The following is an 18373-nucleotide window of genomic DNA, read 5'->3' as shown; positions in this document are numbered from 1 at the left end:
TAGGTAAGGAGGTTTTTGCGAAGTTTTATTTAGTTTTGTTGTAAACTATAGTATATTCAGGATTATCGCCAATTGGGTCTACTCCTAATAACGTTTGAAGATTTCTGTAGTCTGTATAGTCTACGCCGCCTGGTAAATTTATTTCATTTCCATCTGATTTACGAACAATTTTGATAGGTTGATAATGTTCGATAAAATCCGGATATATTCCTGCTGCACATTCTCCAAAGAAACTGTATGATCTTTTTGTTGTAGATTCTTTAATTTGTTTGCCGTCTTCATCGACGTAATTTAATTTCAATGTAGTTTCTTGTTTTTCCAAATCAAATTTTCCTGAATCTGTTTTGCCGCTTGCTGGAATTGTAACTGAAACTGTAACATTATCATCGTAGTTTTTGCTATCTACTGCAACTTTGTATGTGAATGTGTGATCTCCAATCAAGTTACCTGGCCCAATTATTTCCATTGTTTGATAATTTCCTTCTCCATCAATTCCAATCAATGCAGGAACTACCATTTTAAATGCTGCCGCTCCTAATGATGGTTGGTTTACGATGTACCATTCAACTCCTCTTTCATCGAAGATTCTCACTCTTGTTTTCTTCGCTTCCAAGTTAGTTCCGTAAACGTGAATAAATGTCTTCTTAGATTCTTGAATTGTCGGTGTCACTCCGTAAGTTATATCAGGAATTTTTCCAGCTTCTGTAGAAGTTGCTCCATAAGTTTGAATTTTCATAAATGCAAGTGTAGCAGCATTTTCATCTACACCATCAGCTAATAATGAAACAACTATAGCATTTGCTCTGGATTTTGGATTATTTCCAGGTAATTTTTCGAATTTACCATTCATTTCTGGTTTGTACAAAATTTCGTAGGATACAGTTCTATCTGTTTTATTTTCTGGAAGTTCAAATGTTATAGTTTGTTCATTGTCAGTTCCAGAAATTGTTCCTTGAACTTCTGGTTGTTTTCCTTTTCTAGCAACTGCAGTGTCTTCTGTTGCAAGTTTTGTTTGCATTACTGCTTTTACTTTTGCGTTTTCAGATAAATTCAATCCATTAACTTTGATAGTCACTTTTCTATTCTTATTAGTGATTACATCGTTGCCTTCGATAGTGGCTTGACGAACAATTGGCTTTCCGATATTTATAAAATAGTCGACATCTGAGTTCAAGTTTTCAGTACCTTTACTTCTAAATACACCTTGATTTATTTTGATTTTCGCTTTTTGCGTACCTAGACGTTCTACATCTAGTGGCTTTTCAAGTGTAATTACGAATTTTTTGTCTGACAATTCAACCGTATCTCCATTTGTCAATCTTTCGTAATTTCCATCAGCATTTTTATCGATGCTTGTTCCTAATTTTACACTTTCATTAAATATTTCTTCGATTTCTTCGTCAAATCCAACTTCAATTATCTTTCCATCCTTTGCTGCATGTACATAACTTGGCATAATTTGAGTATATACGGCTTTGTCTTCAGTGTATTTTACTCTAAAATATGCTTCGTAGGATTTGGAAATGTCTGTATTATCTCTTACCAAGATTTTGTATACATCTTCTTCATTTCCTTTTATCAAGGCTATGCTATCCGCAACAATTTGTACGAAATTACCTGAATTTTCAAATGTTGGTCTTATAGATGTATCTTTTACAAATTTTCCGCTTTCAAATCTGTAGAATGAAACCGTCAAATTATCCGGATTTACATTCTCACCAATTATATTAGCTTTTAACTTTTCCGCATTTTTTAGTATTGGTGTAAGAACATTGATTTTTTCAATAGTTGATTTTGTGTTTTCAGATGCATTTTGTTTTATTTCAACTGATTTTTCGTAGAATTTAGTATGAGATCCAGTTGAAGTGGCATAAATTTTGTAAGTTTTTTCTGTTGCTTCTTCATTCTTAGGTGCTTCAAATTCCAAAGTTCTCCTTGCACCATTTCCACTAACTGTAATTTGTGGGAAAGTTTCGTTTCCTTTATCATCAAGCAATTTGACTACGAATTTGTCATCGGAAACATTTTTAAAACTACCCATTACTTTTAGAACAACTTTTCCACCAGCTGGTTCCAATGGTTCTGTAGTCCCTAATACCACATTCATTATTCCTTCTGGAATTTGTTCTTCTGTATCTGATTTTTCTTGTGTGATTTTTACAGTTGCACTTGCAAAATCAGTTTTAGATCCTGTGGATGATACGTAAACAGTATATTCTTTTTCTTTTGTTGTCGTGTTTTTTTGAATTTCAAAAGAAACAGTTCTCTTAGTCTTGTCTACATCTCCAGATACATTTACTTTAGGGAATGATTCATTTCCATCGTTATCAACAAGTTTTACTACGAATTTGTCATTGGCAATACCACTCAAATCACCCATTACTTGAACTGTAGCAGTGGATGAATCTTTGGATACTTTTTTTGGAGTTGTTAGTTTTAACATTTGTATATTTTCTTTTAAAACTTCCTTGTCCTTTGTTTCGATATTCAATGTACAATCACTTTCTGGCATTGTGAATTGGTAAGAATCTCCGACTTGTTTGAAGTTGACCTTCATTGGATATCCTTCTTCATTCGATCCACTTACATAAAACATAGTGATTTCTTTTCCAAACTTTGCTTTCACTACGACAGTATCACCCTTTTTAGCTACTGTTTTTTCTTCGCCATTTACAGTTATTATGATATCCTTGTTGCTTGAATTAATCTTGTAAGTTTTTTCAACTTCTTGTGTTCCTGAAGCTTTATCTTGTGTGATTTTTGCAGTTACAGGTGCAAAATCAGTTTTAGATCCAGTTGATGAAACATAAACTGAATATGTTTTTTCCTTATCAGAAGTATTTTCTGGAACTTTAATATTGATAAATCTTAAAGCTTTTGATGCTTCACCTGTAACTTCAATTTCAGGATAAGTTTCTTTTCCTTCTTCGTCCACCAATTTTACGATGAATTTGTCGCTTGGAATGTTGTTGATTTGACCTGCAACTCTAATCTTAGCAATAGCATCTTTTGCTGAAAGTTTGCCACTTGTAATGTCTTGAATCATTGCTATTTTTTCTTCAATAGGTGTTTCAGGGGTTGGCTTTGCAGTGTTTTTCAAATTACTTAGTTCAATATTATAAGTGTACACTGGGTCAGAGAAAGACTTACTGTCGAATGTGTATTCTAATTTCAAACCTTCGATGTCTTTTAATGTATTCTTGTCTTCCAAAGTAAGTTTGATTTTGTTGTCTTTAGTGACTTCTGCTTTTACTTTAGGATTGTCAGTTTTAATATCTTTGAATTTTTTGAATACTTTGTCAAATCCTTTGAATGGATTGTCAAATTCTATAATGTTACCAGTTAATTTAACATTTGATACTGTTGTAGATAATTTGTCAGCTTCTAATGTATATATTGCATCAGAAGAAAGTGGTGTTAGTTCAGTGATTTGTGTTTCACTTACATTTACATTTCCTAATTCTTTCAAATCTTTTGCTACTGAAATGTCCTTAATAGGATTGGAATGTACATCCAAATTGTACAATTTTGCTAAATTTTTGATTGGTGCTATATCTTTTATTTGATTGCTAGATAAATTTAACATTCCCAATTCCGTTAAATCTTTCAAGGCTTCTACTGATGTAAGTTTATTTTCCGACAAGTTTACATCATTTAATTTCATTAACTTAGAAATAGAATCTATAGATTCTAGTCCGTTTTGAGAAATGTATAGTTCTGTTAAATTAGTAAGTTTAGATACATCTATTTTGGTAATTTTATTATTATTTAGATTCAACGATTGTAATTTTGATAAATCTGTAATTGCGGACGCATCTTCTATTTGGTTATTTTCCAAGTTCAAATAATTCAATTCTGTGTTGCTTTTCAATGATGATATATCTTTTATTTGATTATTATTAGCCATTAACCAATTTAAGTTCTTGTAATTTTTAGTAACAGAAATATCAGAAATTTTATTATTTCTCATATCAAGATTTTCAACTTTTGTTAAATCTTTTAATTCTGATATATCACTAACTTTATTTACTGAAATATCTAAGGCTTTCAGATTTTTCAAATTATTAAGAATTGATACATCTTCAATTTGATTGTGAGAAATGTATAATTTTTCCAATCCAGATAAATCTTTTAATGGAGTTAAATCTTTAATTGCATTGTGTGATAATCTCAACAATTTTAATTTTTTAAGATTCTTTAATGGTGTTAAATCCTTGAATGACTTAGAAGAATCTTCTGGGTTTCCACTAATTGTAAGTGTTTCCAAGTTTTTCGCAGCTTCCATACCTTTAATGCTATTAAACTCTACTACATTATAATTTTTATCATATGATCTATGACCAAAAGATTGAAGTTGTTCCATGTCTTTTACTGTCAATTCTGTAGCATTTGGATCAATTCTGTAGTTTTTGTCGATAAGTTCGAAGTTATATTCATTCATATCTTCGTCAACTATATCTTTTCCATTGTAGTCTTTGAAAAAGTTTAGAAGTTTTTCTTTTAATTTTGCATCACCAAATTCCACGATTTTTTCTTCAGGCTTTTCTTCTGGTTTTTCTTCTGGTTTTTTGTGTGCTTTGATGATTTCATCTTTTAATGCATTGACTCCTTCTATTGTTTTGGCTTTGTTGATTTGGTCAATGTATACTGGTGAGGTTATTCCATTGTTTTTTAATTCTTCAACGGCTTTTTCTTTTGCTTCTTTTAGCGCTTTTTCTTTTGCTTTGTCTTCTGGTTTTTCTTCTGGTTTGTCACCTGGTTTGTCACCCGGTTTTCCTTCTGGTTTTTCTTCTGGTTTTTCTTCCGGTTTGTCACCCGGTTTTCCTTCTGGTTTGTCACCCGGTTTTCCTTCTGGTTTGTCACCTGGTTTGTCACCCGGTTTTTCTTCTGGTTTGTCACCTGGTTTGTCTTCTGGTTTGTCACCTGGTTTGTCTCCTGGTTTTTCTTCTGGTTTTTCAGGAGTTGATGGAATATCAGGTGTCGGTTTTTCTTCTGGCTTTTCTTCTGGTTTTTCTTGAATTATTGATCCTTCAACTATTTTTTCAACGTGTTTTGGAGTTACTGATTGTTCTCCGCCTACTACTGTGATTTGTTTTGTGTTGTTTTCTTTTACTATTTTTCTGATAAAGTCTGCACGATTTGGTTCTGTTAGTAGAATTGGCTCATCGTTTTTATGCGCCCATGGACTTACAGATAATGCATCAGGATAGTTTCTTCCGTCTGCCAAGACAAACTTGTCTAAGCTTCCAAATTCTTTTGCGATTATCAAAGCTGTTTCGTATCTGTCAGCTCCTGCTAATCTTTTAACATTTTCTAATCCTTTTATATTAACAGATTTTTCTCCACCATAGATTAATGCCACTTTGTCTTTTGTGATTCCTTTTGGCAAATTGTGTCCATCTGTCAAAATAATTGGCAAATTTTCCTTTGTGGAAAGTGGTGTTGCACACAATGCATCTACGAAGTTCAATCCGCTTGCAAGCGCAACTTTTCCATTAGGATTTAAGTATTTGTACACTTGGACAGATGTTTCATATCTGTTAGCTCCTGCTAATCTTTTAACATTTTTTAACCCTTTAACATTTACTGATTTTTCGCCACCTACTATGATTACTTCTTCTGGACTAAGTCTTGTGATTTCATCTTTAATAACTTTTGGTAGGTTGTCTCTTTTTGTAAGTAGTACAGGTGCGTTTTTCTTATTCGCTAAGCTTCCTGCTACCAAACTGTCTGCAAAATTTTCCCCACTTGCAAGCACGATAGTTTTGATGTGATTTGGGAAAGTTTGTTGGCTGATTTTTGCTGATGTTTCATATCGATCAGCCTCCGCAATTCTGTCAACATTGATTTTGTTTTGTTCTTGTGCGAGAACTGGTGTTAATGAGCTCATGACCATGCTCGCCGTCAGAAGAACTCCTAAAAATTTCTTCATATTACCTCCTAAATTAAATCTATATTTCATTATATATTGAGAAATTAATATTTACCAGCAATTACTTATTGAAATTTTCTATATATAGAATATTCTTTTAATTTTTTCTGATTAAGTGGTATAATACTATCAATGATTTACAGGAGGGAAAAATGAAAATAACTACTAAAGATTTGACAAAAATCGGAGTATTCGGCGCATTGACTATTGTGCTTGGACTTACTCCTTTGGGTATGATTCCTATTGGCCCAGTTAGAGTGACTACATTACATATTCCAACTATTATTGCAGCTTTGGTTGCAGGGCCATGGGTGAGTTTGTTTGTGGGATTATTGTTCGGTTTGTTTTCATTAGTAAATAATATTATTACGCCGACAATTCTTTCATTCATGTTCTACAATCCATTGGTTTCCGTGCTTCCAAGAGTTTTAATCCCAGTTGTAACTTACCAAGTTTACAATAAACTAAAGGATAAAAACGATGTGATTCGCTACGGCATTCCAGCTATTTGTGGAACTGTTATGAACACTGTGGGAGTTTTGGGAATGGCTTTTGTGTGCCACTCAAAACAAATCGAAAGCGTTATGCATATCAAAGCGCAATATTTTCTTGGAGGGATTGTCGCTACGAATATGCCTTTTGAAATCGCTCTATCATTCGTGTTGGCGATTTTGATTGCAAAAAGTGTTAACAAAAATAAATAATTCAATTAAAAAAATCCACAAGATTTAAAATCTTGTGGATAATTTTTTGTCTTAATCTTCGTCGTCATCGCTGATATTACATGAACCCAAAAATCTTCTTCTGATATCTTGACCAGTTTTTGTTCCTGCAACTCCACCCATTCCTGTTTCTCTCAATGATGGTGGAAGAGTTTTGCCGACTTTTCTCATCGCTTGGCACACTTCTTCGAATGGAACTATACTTGTAACGCCTGCCAATGCCATGTCAGCACTTATCATAGCATTTGTAACTCCCATTGCATTTCTAAATGTACAAGGATATTCTACAAGTCCTGCGATTGGGTCACATACAAGTCCCAATACGTGCAAAATTGCAAATGATGCTCCGTGGAATATTTGCTCAATAGATCCACCTCTCAAAAATATCATTGCTCCAGCTGCCATCGCTGCTGCAGAACCTGTTTCTGCTTGGCAACCTCCGTCTGCACCTGAAAATGTAGCGTATTTTCCCAACAATTGTCCAACTCCAATTGCGATTAACATCGCATTGATAAGTTCTTCTCTTGAATGATTGTATCTTTGTTTAAAACTCATAAGAGCTGCTGGCAAAATCCCAGCTGATCCAGCTGTAGGTGATGCTACGATTTTTCCCATCGCCGCACTGATTTCTAACGTAGAAAAAGCCATCGCCATAGCTTCTGCGTTAAATTCTCCGACAATAGGTTCATTTTCGTGTGCATACACGTGCATTTTATGTGCAAATCCGTCAATCATTTTTTGGTTAGTCACTGAAGGTGTTTCCAAGAAATCTGTCGCAGATTTTTCCATAACATCTAACATGTGTGACAATTCACTTCTGATAAATTCTTCAGATTTGCCAGTTCTTTCGTTTTCTATTTCTATAACATAATCGTAAAAAGGTCTGTTTTCTTTTTTAACAGTATTAATTATTTCTAATGATGTATCAAACATAAACTCTCCTTAATTTCGTTGAATATATTTTGTGAAAAGAAATCTCTTATCTTTTAACAAATGTTCTGTCAAATCCTCGCCAATATTTTTATCCAATTCAATAATCAAAGTAACAATTCCGTCGTTTTTCAACGTCTTCATTCCTTCGATGTTGTAGCCATTTCTGGCAAGTTCAGACGAAATATCGGCAATAATTCCTCTCACATCCACGTATTTCAATAAAATTGTAGGATAACTTCCTGTAAATTGAACAGCTATTCCATTGATATCGATGATTTCAATATTCCCACCACCGATTGATGAGCCGACAATGTACATAGTTGTTCCATCTTTGTATGTAAATGTTATTTTTGCAGTGTTTGGATGAACATCCCCCAAGTCAGCTTCTCTGAACACATAATCAATTCCTCTTTGATCTGCGATTGCAAATGAATCCCTAAGTCTAATATCGTCTGGTTCAATTCCCAACACTCCAGCTAATAAAGCTCTGTCAGTACCGTGACCCTTATAAGTTTTTGCAAATGATCCGTGAAGATCAAACTCAACTTTTATGAACTCATTTCCAGCGATCATAAGAGCAGTCTTAGCTATTCTACAAGCACCTGCAGTATGAGAACTAGATGGTCCAATCATTACAGGTCCCAAAATATCAAAAATATTATATTCTCCCATAAAAACCCCCTCATTAATTTCCTTAACAATTATATCATAACAAACTAAGTGAATAAAGGAAATTTCGTTTAAATTTTCTCAAAAAAAATAAGAGAGGCTAGTTGCCTCTCCCACATTTTATTTTAGTTTGAAAAATCCTGCCGGATCGTTAGTTTCATCTGCAAACCAAATATCTGCATGATCTCCATTAATGGATACTCCCATTACAGATAAGCTATTCCAATTTCCTTGTCCTGTAAGTACAGCGTTGTGTCCTTCAGATTCTTTCCACATTTTTAATGCAAATTCTGCACTTTCATCCGCTTCGAAATATCCTTCTGCTGAAATTTCAAATCCATCAACTTTAAAATCCGTAAGTTCTGATGGTTTATTCCACATTCCTTCTGCGTATTTATGATCTGAAGTGTACATTACTGGAGTCCATTTCCCTTTGTTTGACCAGCTATGAAGATTTGCTGGCAATCCTCTTTTGTCCTTCCAATTTTCGTTATAGTATAGGTTTTGGTCATTGTTGTGAGTTCTTGCTACAAAAGTCAATGATTTTGAAATCTTAAGAGGTTTCAATCCCTTTGATTTTCTGTATTCATTCACCAAGTTAGCAAGCTCTTTTTCTCTTTGTGACAAAGGTGTGTTGATGTTAAAGTTAGACAAATCTGTGTTTTTTGCTGTTTTATTTTCAGTATTTTTTGGTTCTTTTTTTCTGGTTTCTTTTCAGGTTTCTTTTCTGGTTTGTATTCACCCGTTAATTTTTGAAGTTGAATTTTAGATACAGAATTTTCTCCACCTACGATATTAATTTCTTTGATAGAACTTTTGTCTGTATATGCTTTTATGTTGTCAATTGCAGTATCATCTGACAATAAAATTCCTGTAGATTTCTTAACTGCAAGAGGAGCTGCGGACAATGCGTCTGGATAATTTCTTCCATCAGCTAGAACAGCTTTTTCAGTTTTATTCATGCGTTTCATTACTTCAAGAGAAGTTTCGTATCTGTTCTTACCTTGAATTCTTTTCACATTGTAATCATTAGCTGCCAATGACACTTGTGGCATAACGTTTGCTAAAATAATTCCAGTTAGCATCAATCCCAAAATTTTCTTCTTTTTCATGAAATTTTCTCCTTTAATTATTAATACTGTATCTCTTTTATTAGATTCCATTATTATATTTGTAATTATATTATTGTGAAATCTTTTTTAATCTTTTTATCCTACTAAAATAGTATCATTTACATAAAAATATTTCAGTAAAAAAGCAAATAAAAATGGTCCCTGTAAAAGAGACCATCTTTTGTTATCTAACTACTACTGCCATTTGTCTTGACAAGTAGTTTTCTGCTAATTTTTGATATGATTTTGTAATTTCGTATGAATACCATGGATCTGCAAATGTAAATCTGTTTGTTTGTGCATTGTATCCATTGATACAAATTCCGTGGTTATTTGCGAAAAATCTCTTTCCGTAAACATTTGTAGACCATCTTGGTTTTTCCCATCTCAAAGTTCCATAATACATAATTGTGTTACCGTTTTGAAGTTCTGCAACTATATCTCTCATGCTTGAACCAGAAATATTTTCTGCCTTGCCATTTGCAAATCTATTCGCAAATTTAGTCATTGGTTCTGGATTCATATATGTTGCCATAACTTTTGTGTGGTAATATTCGTCCCAAACGTAAGGATTCTTTGAAAAACCAGTGTTGTTATTGTTAGTGTTCATTGGAAGTTGATTCAAAAATTCATTGTAAGTGTATTTCAATGCATAACCTTTTGCTTGCAATGCGTGATACATTGCTGTTGGTTCACAACCTATTGGCGCTGCTTTTTGTTTAATGCCACGTTGAGATTTTGGTGTAATTTGGTTCATGATATTTGGAACTGTAATGTGAACTGGAGCAAAATCTTTTGGATTGTAGTATTTGAATCCTTCTGGTCTTACCCATCCGCTAATTCCGTTGAATGATAAATTAACCCATTTATCTTCGATTTTAACAACCTTCAAAATCTTATTAACTGCAACATCGATAACTTTTTTCGCTTGATCTTTCATTTCAGCTAACAAAGAAACAGCTTTGTTGTTAACAACGTAATCTTTTAATTTGAATAGCTTTCTGTCAATATTATAAACCTTGATTAAATCTTTCTTTAATAAAGCATTCTTAATATTTGTGTAGCAATCATCTGAGATAGATTTTTCGCCACCAAATACGTATGATTTTTCTTCTACATTTAAACCTTTCAAGTAGTTTTCATGAGTTTGAGTTTTGTTAGAAGAGTTTGCTTCTTTTTCCAATTGGATATTATCTTTTGGAACTAAAACAATTGGAGCGTCGATTTTTTGGCTAACTGGAGCTGCTGCTAATGCATCTGCATACACTTCTCCTGTAGTAAATATTGCCTTCTTAGCGTTTGGATAAGCAATCTTAGATACTTCAACGCTTGTTTTGTATCTGTCGTGACCTGCAATTATTGTAGATTTTAAGTTAAGAATGCTGTCGATTTCTGCTTTTACAGAATCGCTAATGCTGTTAGTTCCACCTACGATATAGCTTTTTAAAATCTTTGTCTTATCAATTGATGATAAATACTCTTTGATAGATGTAGGTAGTGTGTTTTTTTGAACCAAAAGGATTGGAGATTTTGTTTTGTTTGCAAGGCCAACAGAACTCAAACTATCTGCATAATTTTCTCCACTTGCAAATACTAATGTATCAGCGTCCTTCTTGTTCTTGGCTAATTTTGCGTTAACAGCGTATCTGTCGTGTCCATCGATTCTTTCAACTTCGATTCCCATTTTTTTCAAAATTTCTTCAACATCTTTGCTGATAGTCTTTTCGCCACCAATGATGTGAACTTTTTTGATTTTTCTGTCTTGAAGTTGTTTTTTAGTTTTTGCGTTTAAAGATGAACCTTCTGTGTACAAAATAGGCATTTTGCCATCAGTGATGTTGCCAGAGCTTATAGCATCTGCGAAAACATCGCTGGATGTAAGTACAACTTCTTCTGCCTTGTCGAAAAACTCATCGTGAATCTTATTTGCAGATTCAAATCTGTCATGTCCTTCGACTCTTTCAGCTACATTTTTGTCCGTAAGAACTTCCTTGTGTTGTTCTTTTTCCTCTTGTGGTTGTTCTTCTTTTTGGTTTTCTTTTTGATTAGACTTTTCTATAGAATTTTCCTCTTGTTTTGTGCTATTTTCAGGATTTAGTTGTGTGTCATTTACTTCAACTTTAGGTGAAATAATGTTTTCTTCTTCCGCATAACTAATTCCTGTAGTCATGGAAAATGCTAGTAAAAAAGCTATCAATAATTTCTTTTTATTCATACCTTCCTCCTCAATAAAAATTATACCACATATTGAGGAAATAAAATCATTTTTTATACATAAAATTCCGCCTGTGCATCCCACAATTTTTTGTACATTCCGTTCTTGCTTATTAAGCTGTCGTGATCTCCAGTTTCAGCAATTTTCCCTTTGTCGAACACGATAATTTTGTCGGAGAATTTGCAACTAGATAACCTATGTGAGATAAAAATCGCAGTTCTGTCTTTGATTATTTCGCCCAATTTCTCGTAAATTTCAGCTTCACTTATAGGGTCAAGGCTCGCAGTCGGTTCATCCAATATCAAGAACGGACTGTCTTGGTACAACGCTCTTGCAATGGCGATTTTTTGTTCTTGACCTTTGGAAACGCTGATTCCATTTTCGTCAATATCTTTGTACAGATAAGTTTGGATTCCCTTGTCCCATTTTCGAACATCATCGTACATTCCGACATCTTTGAGCGATTGAACTACTTTTTCTTCGTCGTAATCCATTCCCGAAGCGACATTTTGTGCCAATGGATATGCGAACAAATTAAAATCTTGGAATACAACTGAGAATATTTTCAAATACTCATCGTATCTGTATTTTTTGATGTTAATTCCATTCAGCAAGATTTCCCCTTCAGTAACATCGTAAAATCTAATCAATATCTTCACAAAAGTAGTCTTTCCACAACCGTTTTGCCCTACAATCGCCAATTTTTTGCCAAGGTCAAATTTCAAATTGATATTTTTCAATATCCAATTATCAGTTCCAGGATATTTGAAGCTGACATTTTTGAATTCAACTTCGTATTTTTTGTCGGATCTTTTTTCCGTAGTCAAACTTCCATTGTAAAACTCCGATTTTTTATGCAAATAATCCATCGTAAGTTCTGCGTACGGAGTGTTTCCTTTGTACAATGCAACTCCTTCCAAGAATTTCGACAAATTGCTCGTAAAATTTATCAAACTTCCCAAATATTGACTGAGCATTCCTATTGAAATAGCTCCGAGCAATGATTTGGATACTACGACAAGATAAATCAACAAAACTTGTAATTTCGAGAAAAATTCGCTGAGTATTTTGTATGTGACACCTTCTGTGGACATAATTCTGTCGAAAACTCCACCAGGATTGAAAATCCCACATTCATTAAGCATATTAGATGCAATGTTATATTGACGATACATTCTAGTATCAAGCATTCTATATTGATCTCTCATCCTAAAAAATAAAATGAGAACACTCGATTTCCAAATTTTCCTTCTTCATTTATTTTATGCCAAATTTCAAATTGTTTTGCGTTAATTTTCTGTGAAATCCACGATAAAAATACAACCACTGCAATCAACAAAACATTTATCCAGACGCTATTCAGAAACGAAAAACTTTCTGGTGCATTCCAGCTTGTAATGAGAAATTGATACGACAACACCAAACTACCTATCATCGCCAATAAAGACTCCAATATCATATCGTATGCGTAAAGAACTCTTATAATTCCGAATTCACCGAAGTTTATGTTTTGTTCTATATTCGATTTTTCTCCAATAATTTCTGTGTCTTGGGATTGTTTGTAATCCAATTCATTGTATTTTTCGGATAAAATGTGGAAAAATATCTCGTATTTCTTGTCATTGTACGTGTTTTGGATTTTATTCGTCAAAGCTAGAATAATTTGAACGAAGAACACTGACAACAACGCAATTACTGCCCATTTACCTACAAATTGTACAGGCATCTTGTTGACAATTCCATCTATCATTCTAGCAGATGCGTAAATACTAATTAACGGGAAAACTGCTGAGAATAAACAGTTAAGAGTGTAGTTGATGATAAGTTTTTTGTAATTTTTCCACAAAACACTCCAAGTATCTTTGAATAATTTAAGATTCTTTTGCATTGTAGTCCTCCCTGTAATATTTCGCTTGAGTGTCGAACAAATACTTGTACGTTCCGCCTTTTTCCATCAATTCTTCGTGAGTTCCACGTTCTTCAATCCCCTTATTTCCAATCAGCAAAATGTAATCGCAAAATCTCGTCGAAGCCATTCTATGAGAAATAAAAATCGATGTGTGGTTTTTCGTTAGTTCATTGTATTTGTTGTACAAATCTCTTTCTGCTAATGGGTCAAGCGCTGCTGTCGGCTCATCCAATATCAAAAACTTCGAATTCTTGTACAAAGCTCTTGCAAGAAGTAGTTTTTGAGTTTCTCCACCTGATAAAACTGGTGAATCTTGGTAGATATATTTTTCAATCGTGTTGAATACACCATTTGGAAATTCCTTAACCTTATCGTAAAGTCCTGCCAATTTCAACACTTCTTCCACGCCTTCCACATCATCTGTAGATTTTGATTGAGTTACATTCATGTAAATAGTTTCTGGCAATATCGAATAATCTTGGAACACCGCAGAGAAAATCTCGTAATATTTTCTTCTGTTGAGTTCTCTCAAATCAATCCCATTGACAAGCACACGACCCTCTGTTGGATCCAAAAATCCTATCAAAAGTTTAATCAACGTAGTTTTCCCCGATCCATTGAGCCCAACTACAGCGACCTTTTCTTGTGGGTTGACTTGAAAGTTCACATTCTTCAAAACATATTCGTCACTACCAGGATATTTATATCCCACATTTTCGAATTTTATCGTAATATCCTCGTCAGGATTTAATTCGATTCCTCCATCCTTTTTGAACTTTTCTTCCAAATCCACAAACTCTCTTACAGTTGCGATGTCCTTTGCTTCCATAAAAAGCACACTCAGAAAATTGAACAATCTTTGAACATCGTATCCGAATTTTGTTTGTGCAGAAAAAGCCAACAAGAACATACTGGCATCGATCTTGCCATTTACTGCAAAATTTATCAAATAATAATATGTAACGGAATTTCTCAAAAGGTTGAACATGCAATCCAAGAAATCTGCCATCAACATTTTGTTACCCATCTTGTTCAAGAAATCATCGTACAACACAAAAACGCTGTCGTATATATCGTCCAGCCAATTTCCTAGGCCAAACATTCTGATATCTTTTGAGTATTCTTGACTGCTCACTGAATAAATGTAGTTGAATTCCTTCTCAAATTTAGCCTGAGTTTTCCTGTTATCGTACTTCCATTGTTTAAATTTTTTGGAATACAGAAAACTAATCAAACTAGCGATAATCGACACCAAAATTATGAAAATAGGAAGCCTTGCAAGTAAAATCAAATACACACTTGTGCTGATTAGTAAATACAAAACGTCTTTCATCGTAATCCAGATGTGTTCTGTAGCTTGATCATTTCCTTCTAAGTTTACGTTCGCTTTTTCGGATAAATCCAAAACATTTTTGTCCAAAATCATCTCATAATCCATCGACAAGAATTTTTCAATACATTGATTTAACATCAAAGTTCGAATGTAGATTTTCTTTGGCAAGATCCTCAAATCCAACGACTCTTTTGTCGCTGAACAGACGAAAATCAAGACCGCAAACACGACAACTGTAAGCATAATCGTTCTGAAATCTTGTGAGCTTTCAACCATTTTGATAATTTGTGGAGTAAAGTACAACTGTAAAATATCAATTCCAGCAGTTGTGATAGCCATAATTATCAGCATGAAAATCAAACTTTTTTGGTTGTTCCACGCAAGATTGAACATAAATTTAATATTATCATTTGTAGAATAATTTTTCTTCATAATTACCTCCCAATAATATCTTAACCGAAATACTATCGTATTTTCGTTTTAGGGATAAGCATATCAAAAACAGGGATGACTATATCAAAATCTCCGTCGTAAAAGCATTGTCCTCTGAATTTCTGTTGATGTAACCGTCGTATTTGTCAACGATTTCGTCGACACTGATAAGTCCTAGACCTCTGTTCTCGCCCTTTGTCGACTTGAAAATTCTGCCAAACTTCTCCTGTTTTTTGCTACTTGTCTTGTTAGTAAATGAAATGTACAATTTATTGCCCTTCATATCCATATAAATCCTGATAAATCTATCCTCTTCTGGCAAATTTCTCACCGATTCAATCGCATTGTCGAACAAATTCCCTATAATCGTCGCCAAATCGATATCTTTTGTATCCAAAATATTTGAAATCTTGCAGTCGGCAATGCATTTTATATTTTCATTAGTCGCCATAGTTATCTTGGAATTCAAAATAGCATCCGCCATCCTATTTCCTGTTCTAATCACAGGTGCTATTGAATGCAAATTCTCATCCAAATTATCCAAGTAGTTCTTGATAGATTCCATATCATTTTCAGCCACAAAAGAGCGCAAAGTTTGCAAGTGATTTCTGTAATTGTGGCGAAATTTTCTGATATCACGGTACATATTCTCCACTTCTTGGTAATGAGTGTTCAACAGTTGCTGTTGATATTCAAAAATATCTTTTTTAGAAAACAAAATCCTAATTTTACTCAAAAATCTCATATCTCACCTAATAAAACTCAATAATTTTTCTGTTAAGCTCGTTGAACTTCGCATTTGACAACAAAAATTTGCTATCATCCTCCAACAAAACATAATCCTTCTTTGTTTCTGCGATTTTTTCAATATTAATAATCTCCGAACGACTCACCTTAAAAAATCTGTCATCCAGCATATCCAATAGTTGTGTCAACGTCATCCTAATTCTGTAACTTTTATTTTGTGCGAAAATATCCACGTAATTTTTGTCCGAAATACAACTGAAGATATCCTTCAACGAAATCTTCGTATTAATCCCGTCGTTCTTGACTATAATGAACTTTTCCTTGTTGTTCATTTGATTAGTCGCCTTGTCCAAAAGTTCGAAAAGTTTCTCCTTTTTTATAGGCTTAATCAAAAAATTCAAAGCATTAACATCATATCCGTATCCGATATACTCTGGATAACCACTGATGAAAATAATCTGAATATCGGAATTTTTCTCACGAATTCTCTTGGATAATTCCACGCCATTAATTTTTTTCATCTCAACATCCAATAATAAAATATCTATATAATCATTTTCATCGTAATTGAATATAAAATTCTCACCAGATGTAAAAAGTTCAGTCTTCAAATCGATTTTGTTGATATCTGCCCATTCTTCACAGTATTTCTTATACAAATTTCTTATATTTTCTTCGTCATCTACGATTGCAATATTCATAACACACCTCTGTATTATTTTATCACAATAAATTGTTTTCCATTAAAAAAGCTACTGACACCTTGTGCCAATAGCTAATAATTATTTTTCTCGTAAAAACTCTAACAATTCGTCCTTTATTTTGTCATCATGAAGTGCAAAATCAACCGTAGCCTTCACAAAACCAAGCTTGTTACCGACATCGTATCTCTTGCCAATAAAATCATACGCAATCATCTTGCGTTTTTCAGCTAACTTGTTCAAAGCATCAGTCAATTGAATTTCGTTATTCTTGCCAGGTTTTGTTTCGTGAAGAATCGGAAAAATATCTGGCGTTACAATGTATCTTCCAAGAATTGCCAAGTTAGTTGTAGCCTCCTCACGACTTGGTTTTTCAACCAACGACTCAACCTCAGTAATTCTATCCGAAGTCTTCACACCATTCACAATCCCGTACTTATCAACATCATCCCAGGAAACTTCTTGCACACCCAAAACCGGCGTCTCTTCCTTTTCGTAAATATCAGCCATTTGTTTGATACAAGGAAGCTCATCAGAAGTATTGTAGATAATATCATCGCCCAACAAAATCGCAAAAGGCTCACCACCAACAAAACTTTCTGCGTATTTTATCGCATCTCCAAGACCATTTTTCTTCTTCTGTCTAATAGTGTAAATGTTCGCCATCTTCGAAAGCTCGTGAATTTCTCGTGATATCTCCGAAGACTTCTTGTTCAATTCGTATTCCAATTCGAAATTCACATCAAAATAATCCTCGATAGATCCCTTATCCTTGCTTATAATAATCAAAATATCCGTAATTCCAGAATCCACAACCTCCTTTACAATATGATGCAAAGTTGGTTTGTCGTAGATTGGAAGCATCTCCTTAGGAACAGATTTCGATGCAGGAAGCATCCTCGTACCAAAACCCGCCGCAGGAATAACCGCTTTTCTTACCTTCATTGTCACTCCTCGTGTTATAATTTTACGCCATAAATCATTTGTCTCTAATAATATTGTAACAAGAAATGTTGATTTTTGCTATAAGGGGGGTGTGGGTGGGGGCAATATTGCAGGATTTTGAAGTTGCGTATGCTATCAAAAAGTGCAAAACCGATTTGCACGAATATCTGACTTACGAAAATAAAAAAATCCTCGCACTCGTGACCCTAAAATCTCAAGTGCGCCTCTGGCTGGCACGAGTGAGATTTTTTAACGGGTCACTTCGCTTGGATTTTTAGTTATTTTCTCCAGATGATATTCTTAGCAAAATCGGTAATCCACTTTTTACGCGACACAGAATTTATTTCATCTCCTTCTCCCCCATTATAAAACTTGCCTATTTAAAAATGATATTTTTTATATTACTCTTTTTATCCCTGTAGATATATAAAAGCAGATTACTGCATTTGCTAAGAATATCATTCGTAGGAAATTTACATGATTTCAAATCGAAAAAATCCGCCAGAAATTTGACCGCTTGAGTGCGTAGCACGAGCTTCAAATTTCAGGATTTTGAGATTTAGAAATCACAAATTTCCGAAGACAGATATTCGTGCAAATCAGTTTTCTGATTTATCATAAACCGAAACAGTCTAGTCTATTACACCAATTTTCGTAAGCCAAACGATGCGTGTTACGACTTTTAATCCTCTCCCTATCCTCGTTATAAACCTTGCCTATTTT

General features: G+C 33.9%; 13 protein-coding genes. 1 reads left to right on the top strand and 12 read right to left on the bottom strand.

All coding sequences use genetic code 11. The annotated features are described in order from the left end of the window. Positions 1-25: 25 nt before the first annotated feature. Positions 26-5932: a cell wall-binding repeat-containing protein gene (locus tag ACLUJM_RS01295; RefSeq protein WP_412411954.1), complete on the bottom strand. Its 5907-nt coding sequence runs from the start codon at positions 5930-5932 to the stop codon at positions 26-28. A 152-nt stretch (positions 5933-6084) separates the two neighbouring features. On the opposite strand from ACLUJM_RS01295, the gene ACLUJM_RS01290 reads away from it, so the two are divergent. Continuing rightward, the gene (locus ACLUJM_RS01290; protein ID WP_412411953.1) at positions 6085-6636 is read left to right on the top strand and encodes an ECF transporter S component; all 552 of its coding nucleotides are present in this window, start codon (positions 6085-6087) and stop codon (positions 6634-6636) included. Positions 6637-6687: 51 nt separating this feature from the next. Here ACLUJM_RS01290 and sdaAA read toward each other — a convergent pair whose 3' ends face one another. The 11 genes from sdaAA to galU form a co-directional block, all read right to left on the bottom strand. Further along, on the bottom strand, positions 6688-7587 hold the full coding sequence (gene sdaAA / locus ACLUJM_RS01285; RefSeq protein WP_412411952.1) for an L-serine ammonia-lyase, iron-sulfur-dependent, subunit alpha: 900 nt from the start codon (positions 7585-7587) through the stop codon (positions 6688-6690). 9 nt (positions 7588-7596) lie between these two features. Continuing rightward, on the bottom strand, positions 7597-8259 hold the full coding sequence (gene sdaAB / locus ACLUJM_RS01280) for an L-serine ammonia-lyase, iron-sulfur-dependent subunit beta (protein WP_294685365.1): 663 nt from the start codon (positions 8257-8259) through the stop codon (positions 7597-7599). A gap of 117 nt (positions 8260-8376) precedes the next feature. After that, positions 8377-8850, bottom strand: coding sequence for a CAP domain-containing protein (locus tag ACLUJM_RS01275; protein WP_412411951.1), 474 nt, complete (start codon positions 8848-8850; stop codon positions 8377-8379). Further along, complete coding sequence (locus tag ACLUJM_RS01270; RefSeq protein WP_412411950.1) at positions 8847-9368, bottom strand: cell wall-binding repeat-containing protein; 522 nt, start codon at positions 9366-9368, stop codon at positions 8847-8849. Before ACLUJM_RS01270 ends, ACLUJM_RS01275 begins: the two co-directional genes overlap by 4 nt. Positions 9369-9552: 184 nt before the next feature. Next, a complete protein-coding gene (locus ACLUJM_RS01265; RefSeq protein ID WP_412411949.1) occupies positions 9553-11583 on the bottom strand; it encodes a cell wall-binding repeat-containing protein in 2031 nt (676 codons plus the stop codon). A 53-nt stretch (positions 11584-11636) separates the two neighbouring features. Next, positions 11637-12773, bottom strand: coding sequence for an ABC transporter ATP-binding protein (locus ACLUJM_RS01260; RefSeq protein ID WP_412411947.1), 1137 nt, complete (start codon positions 12771-12773; stop codon positions 11637-11639). A 14-nt stretch (positions 12774-12787) separates the two neighbouring features. After that, positions 12788-13471 carry a hypothetical protein gene (locus tag ACLUJM_RS01255; RefSeq protein WP_412411945.1) on the bottom strand — a complete coding sequence of 228 codons (684 nt, stop codon included), beginning with the start codon at positions 13469-13471 and terminating at the stop codon, positions 12788-12790. Next, positions 13455-15257 (bottom strand): ABC transporter ATP-binding protein, encoded by a 1803-nt coding sequence (locus ACLUJM_RS01250; RefSeq protein WP_412411944.1) that lies wholly within the window; start codon positions 15255-15257, stop codon positions 13455-13457. The genes ACLUJM_RS01255 and ACLUJM_RS01250 overlap by 17 nt, the downstream gene beginning before the upstream one ends. A 79-nt stretch (positions 15258-15336) precedes the next feature. After that, positions 15337-16002, bottom strand: coding sequence for a sensor histidine kinase (locus ACLUJM_RS01245; protein WP_094208094.1), 666 nt, complete (start codon positions 16000-16002; stop codon positions 15337-15339). A 7-nt stretch (positions 16003-16009) separates the two neighbouring features. Next, positions 16010-16705 carry a LytR/AlgR family response regulator transcription factor gene (locus tag ACLUJM_RS01240; protein WP_412411943.1) on the bottom strand — a complete coding sequence of 232 codons (696 nt, stop codon included), beginning with the start codon at positions 16703-16705 and terminating at the stop codon, positions 16010-16012. A gap of 81 nt (positions 16706-16786) precedes the next feature. Then, positions 16787-17650 (bottom strand): UTP--glucose-1-phosphate uridylyltransferase GalU, encoded by an 864-nt coding sequence (gene galU, locus ACLUJM_RS01235; RefSeq protein ID WP_316515983.1) that lies wholly within the window; start codon positions 17648-17650, stop codon positions 16787-16789. Positions 17651-18373 lie beyond the last annotated feature (723 nt).

It is taken from the genome of Finegoldia sp., assembly GCF_046991905.1.
Lineage (GTDB): Bacteria > Bacillota > Clostridia > Tissierellales > Peptoniphilaceae > Finegoldia.
This window is presented reverse-complemented; position numbering and strand designations above follow the sequence as displayed.

What these genes read in the sequence shown, in the direction of transcription:
- ACLUJM_RS01295 (WP_412411954.1), bottom strand. Translation starts at nt 5,932, where the DNA reads ATGAAGAAATTTTTAGGAGTTCTTCTGACGGCGAGCATGGTCATGAGC.
- ACLUJM_RS01290 (WP_412411953.1), top strand. Translation starts at nt 6,085, where the DNA reads ATGAAAATAACTACTAAAGATTTGACAAAAATCGGAGTATTCGGCGCA.
- sdaAA (WP_412411952.1), bottom strand. Translation starts at nt 7,587, where the DNA reads ATGTTTGATACATCATTAGAAATAATTAATACTGTTAAAAAAGAAAAC.
- sdaAB (WP_294685365.1), bottom strand. Translation starts at nt 8,259, where the DNA reads ATGGGAGAATATAATATTTTTGATATTTTGGGACCTGTAATGATTGGA.
- ACLUJM_RS01270 (WP_412411950.1), bottom strand. Translation starts at nt 9,368, where the DNA reads ATGAAAAAGAAGAAAATTTTGGGATTGATGCTAACTGGAATTATTTTA.
- ACLUJM_RS01265 (WP_412411949.1), bottom strand. Translation starts at nt 11,583, where the DNA reads ATGAATAAAAAGAAATTATTGATAGCTTTTTTACTAGCATTTTCCATG.
- ACLUJM_RS01260 (WP_412411947.1), bottom strand. Translation starts at nt 12,773, where the DNA reads ATGCTTGATACTAGAATGTATCGTCAATATAACATTGCATCTAATATG.
- ACLUJM_RS01255 (WP_412411945.1), bottom strand. Translation starts at nt 13,471, where the DNA reads ATGCAAAAGAATCTTAAATTATTCAAAGATACTTGGAGTGTTTTGTGG.
- ACLUJM_RS01250 (WP_412411944.1), bottom strand. Translation starts at nt 15,257, where the DNA reads ATGAAGAAAAATTATTCTACAAATGATAATATTAAATTTATGTTCAAT.
- ACLUJM_RS01245 (WP_094208094.1), bottom strand. Translation starts at nt 16,002, where the DNA reads ATGAGATTTTTGAGTAAAATTAGGATTTTGTTTTCTAAAAAAGATATT.
- ACLUJM_RS01240 (WP_412411943.1), bottom strand. Translation starts at nt 16,705, where the DNA reads ATGAATATTGCAATCGTAGATGACGAAGAAAATATAAGAAATTTGTAT.
- galU (WP_316515983.1), bottom strand. Translation starts at nt 17,650, where the DNA reads ATGAAGGTAAGAAAAGCGGTTATTCCTGCGGCGGGTTTTGGTACGAGG.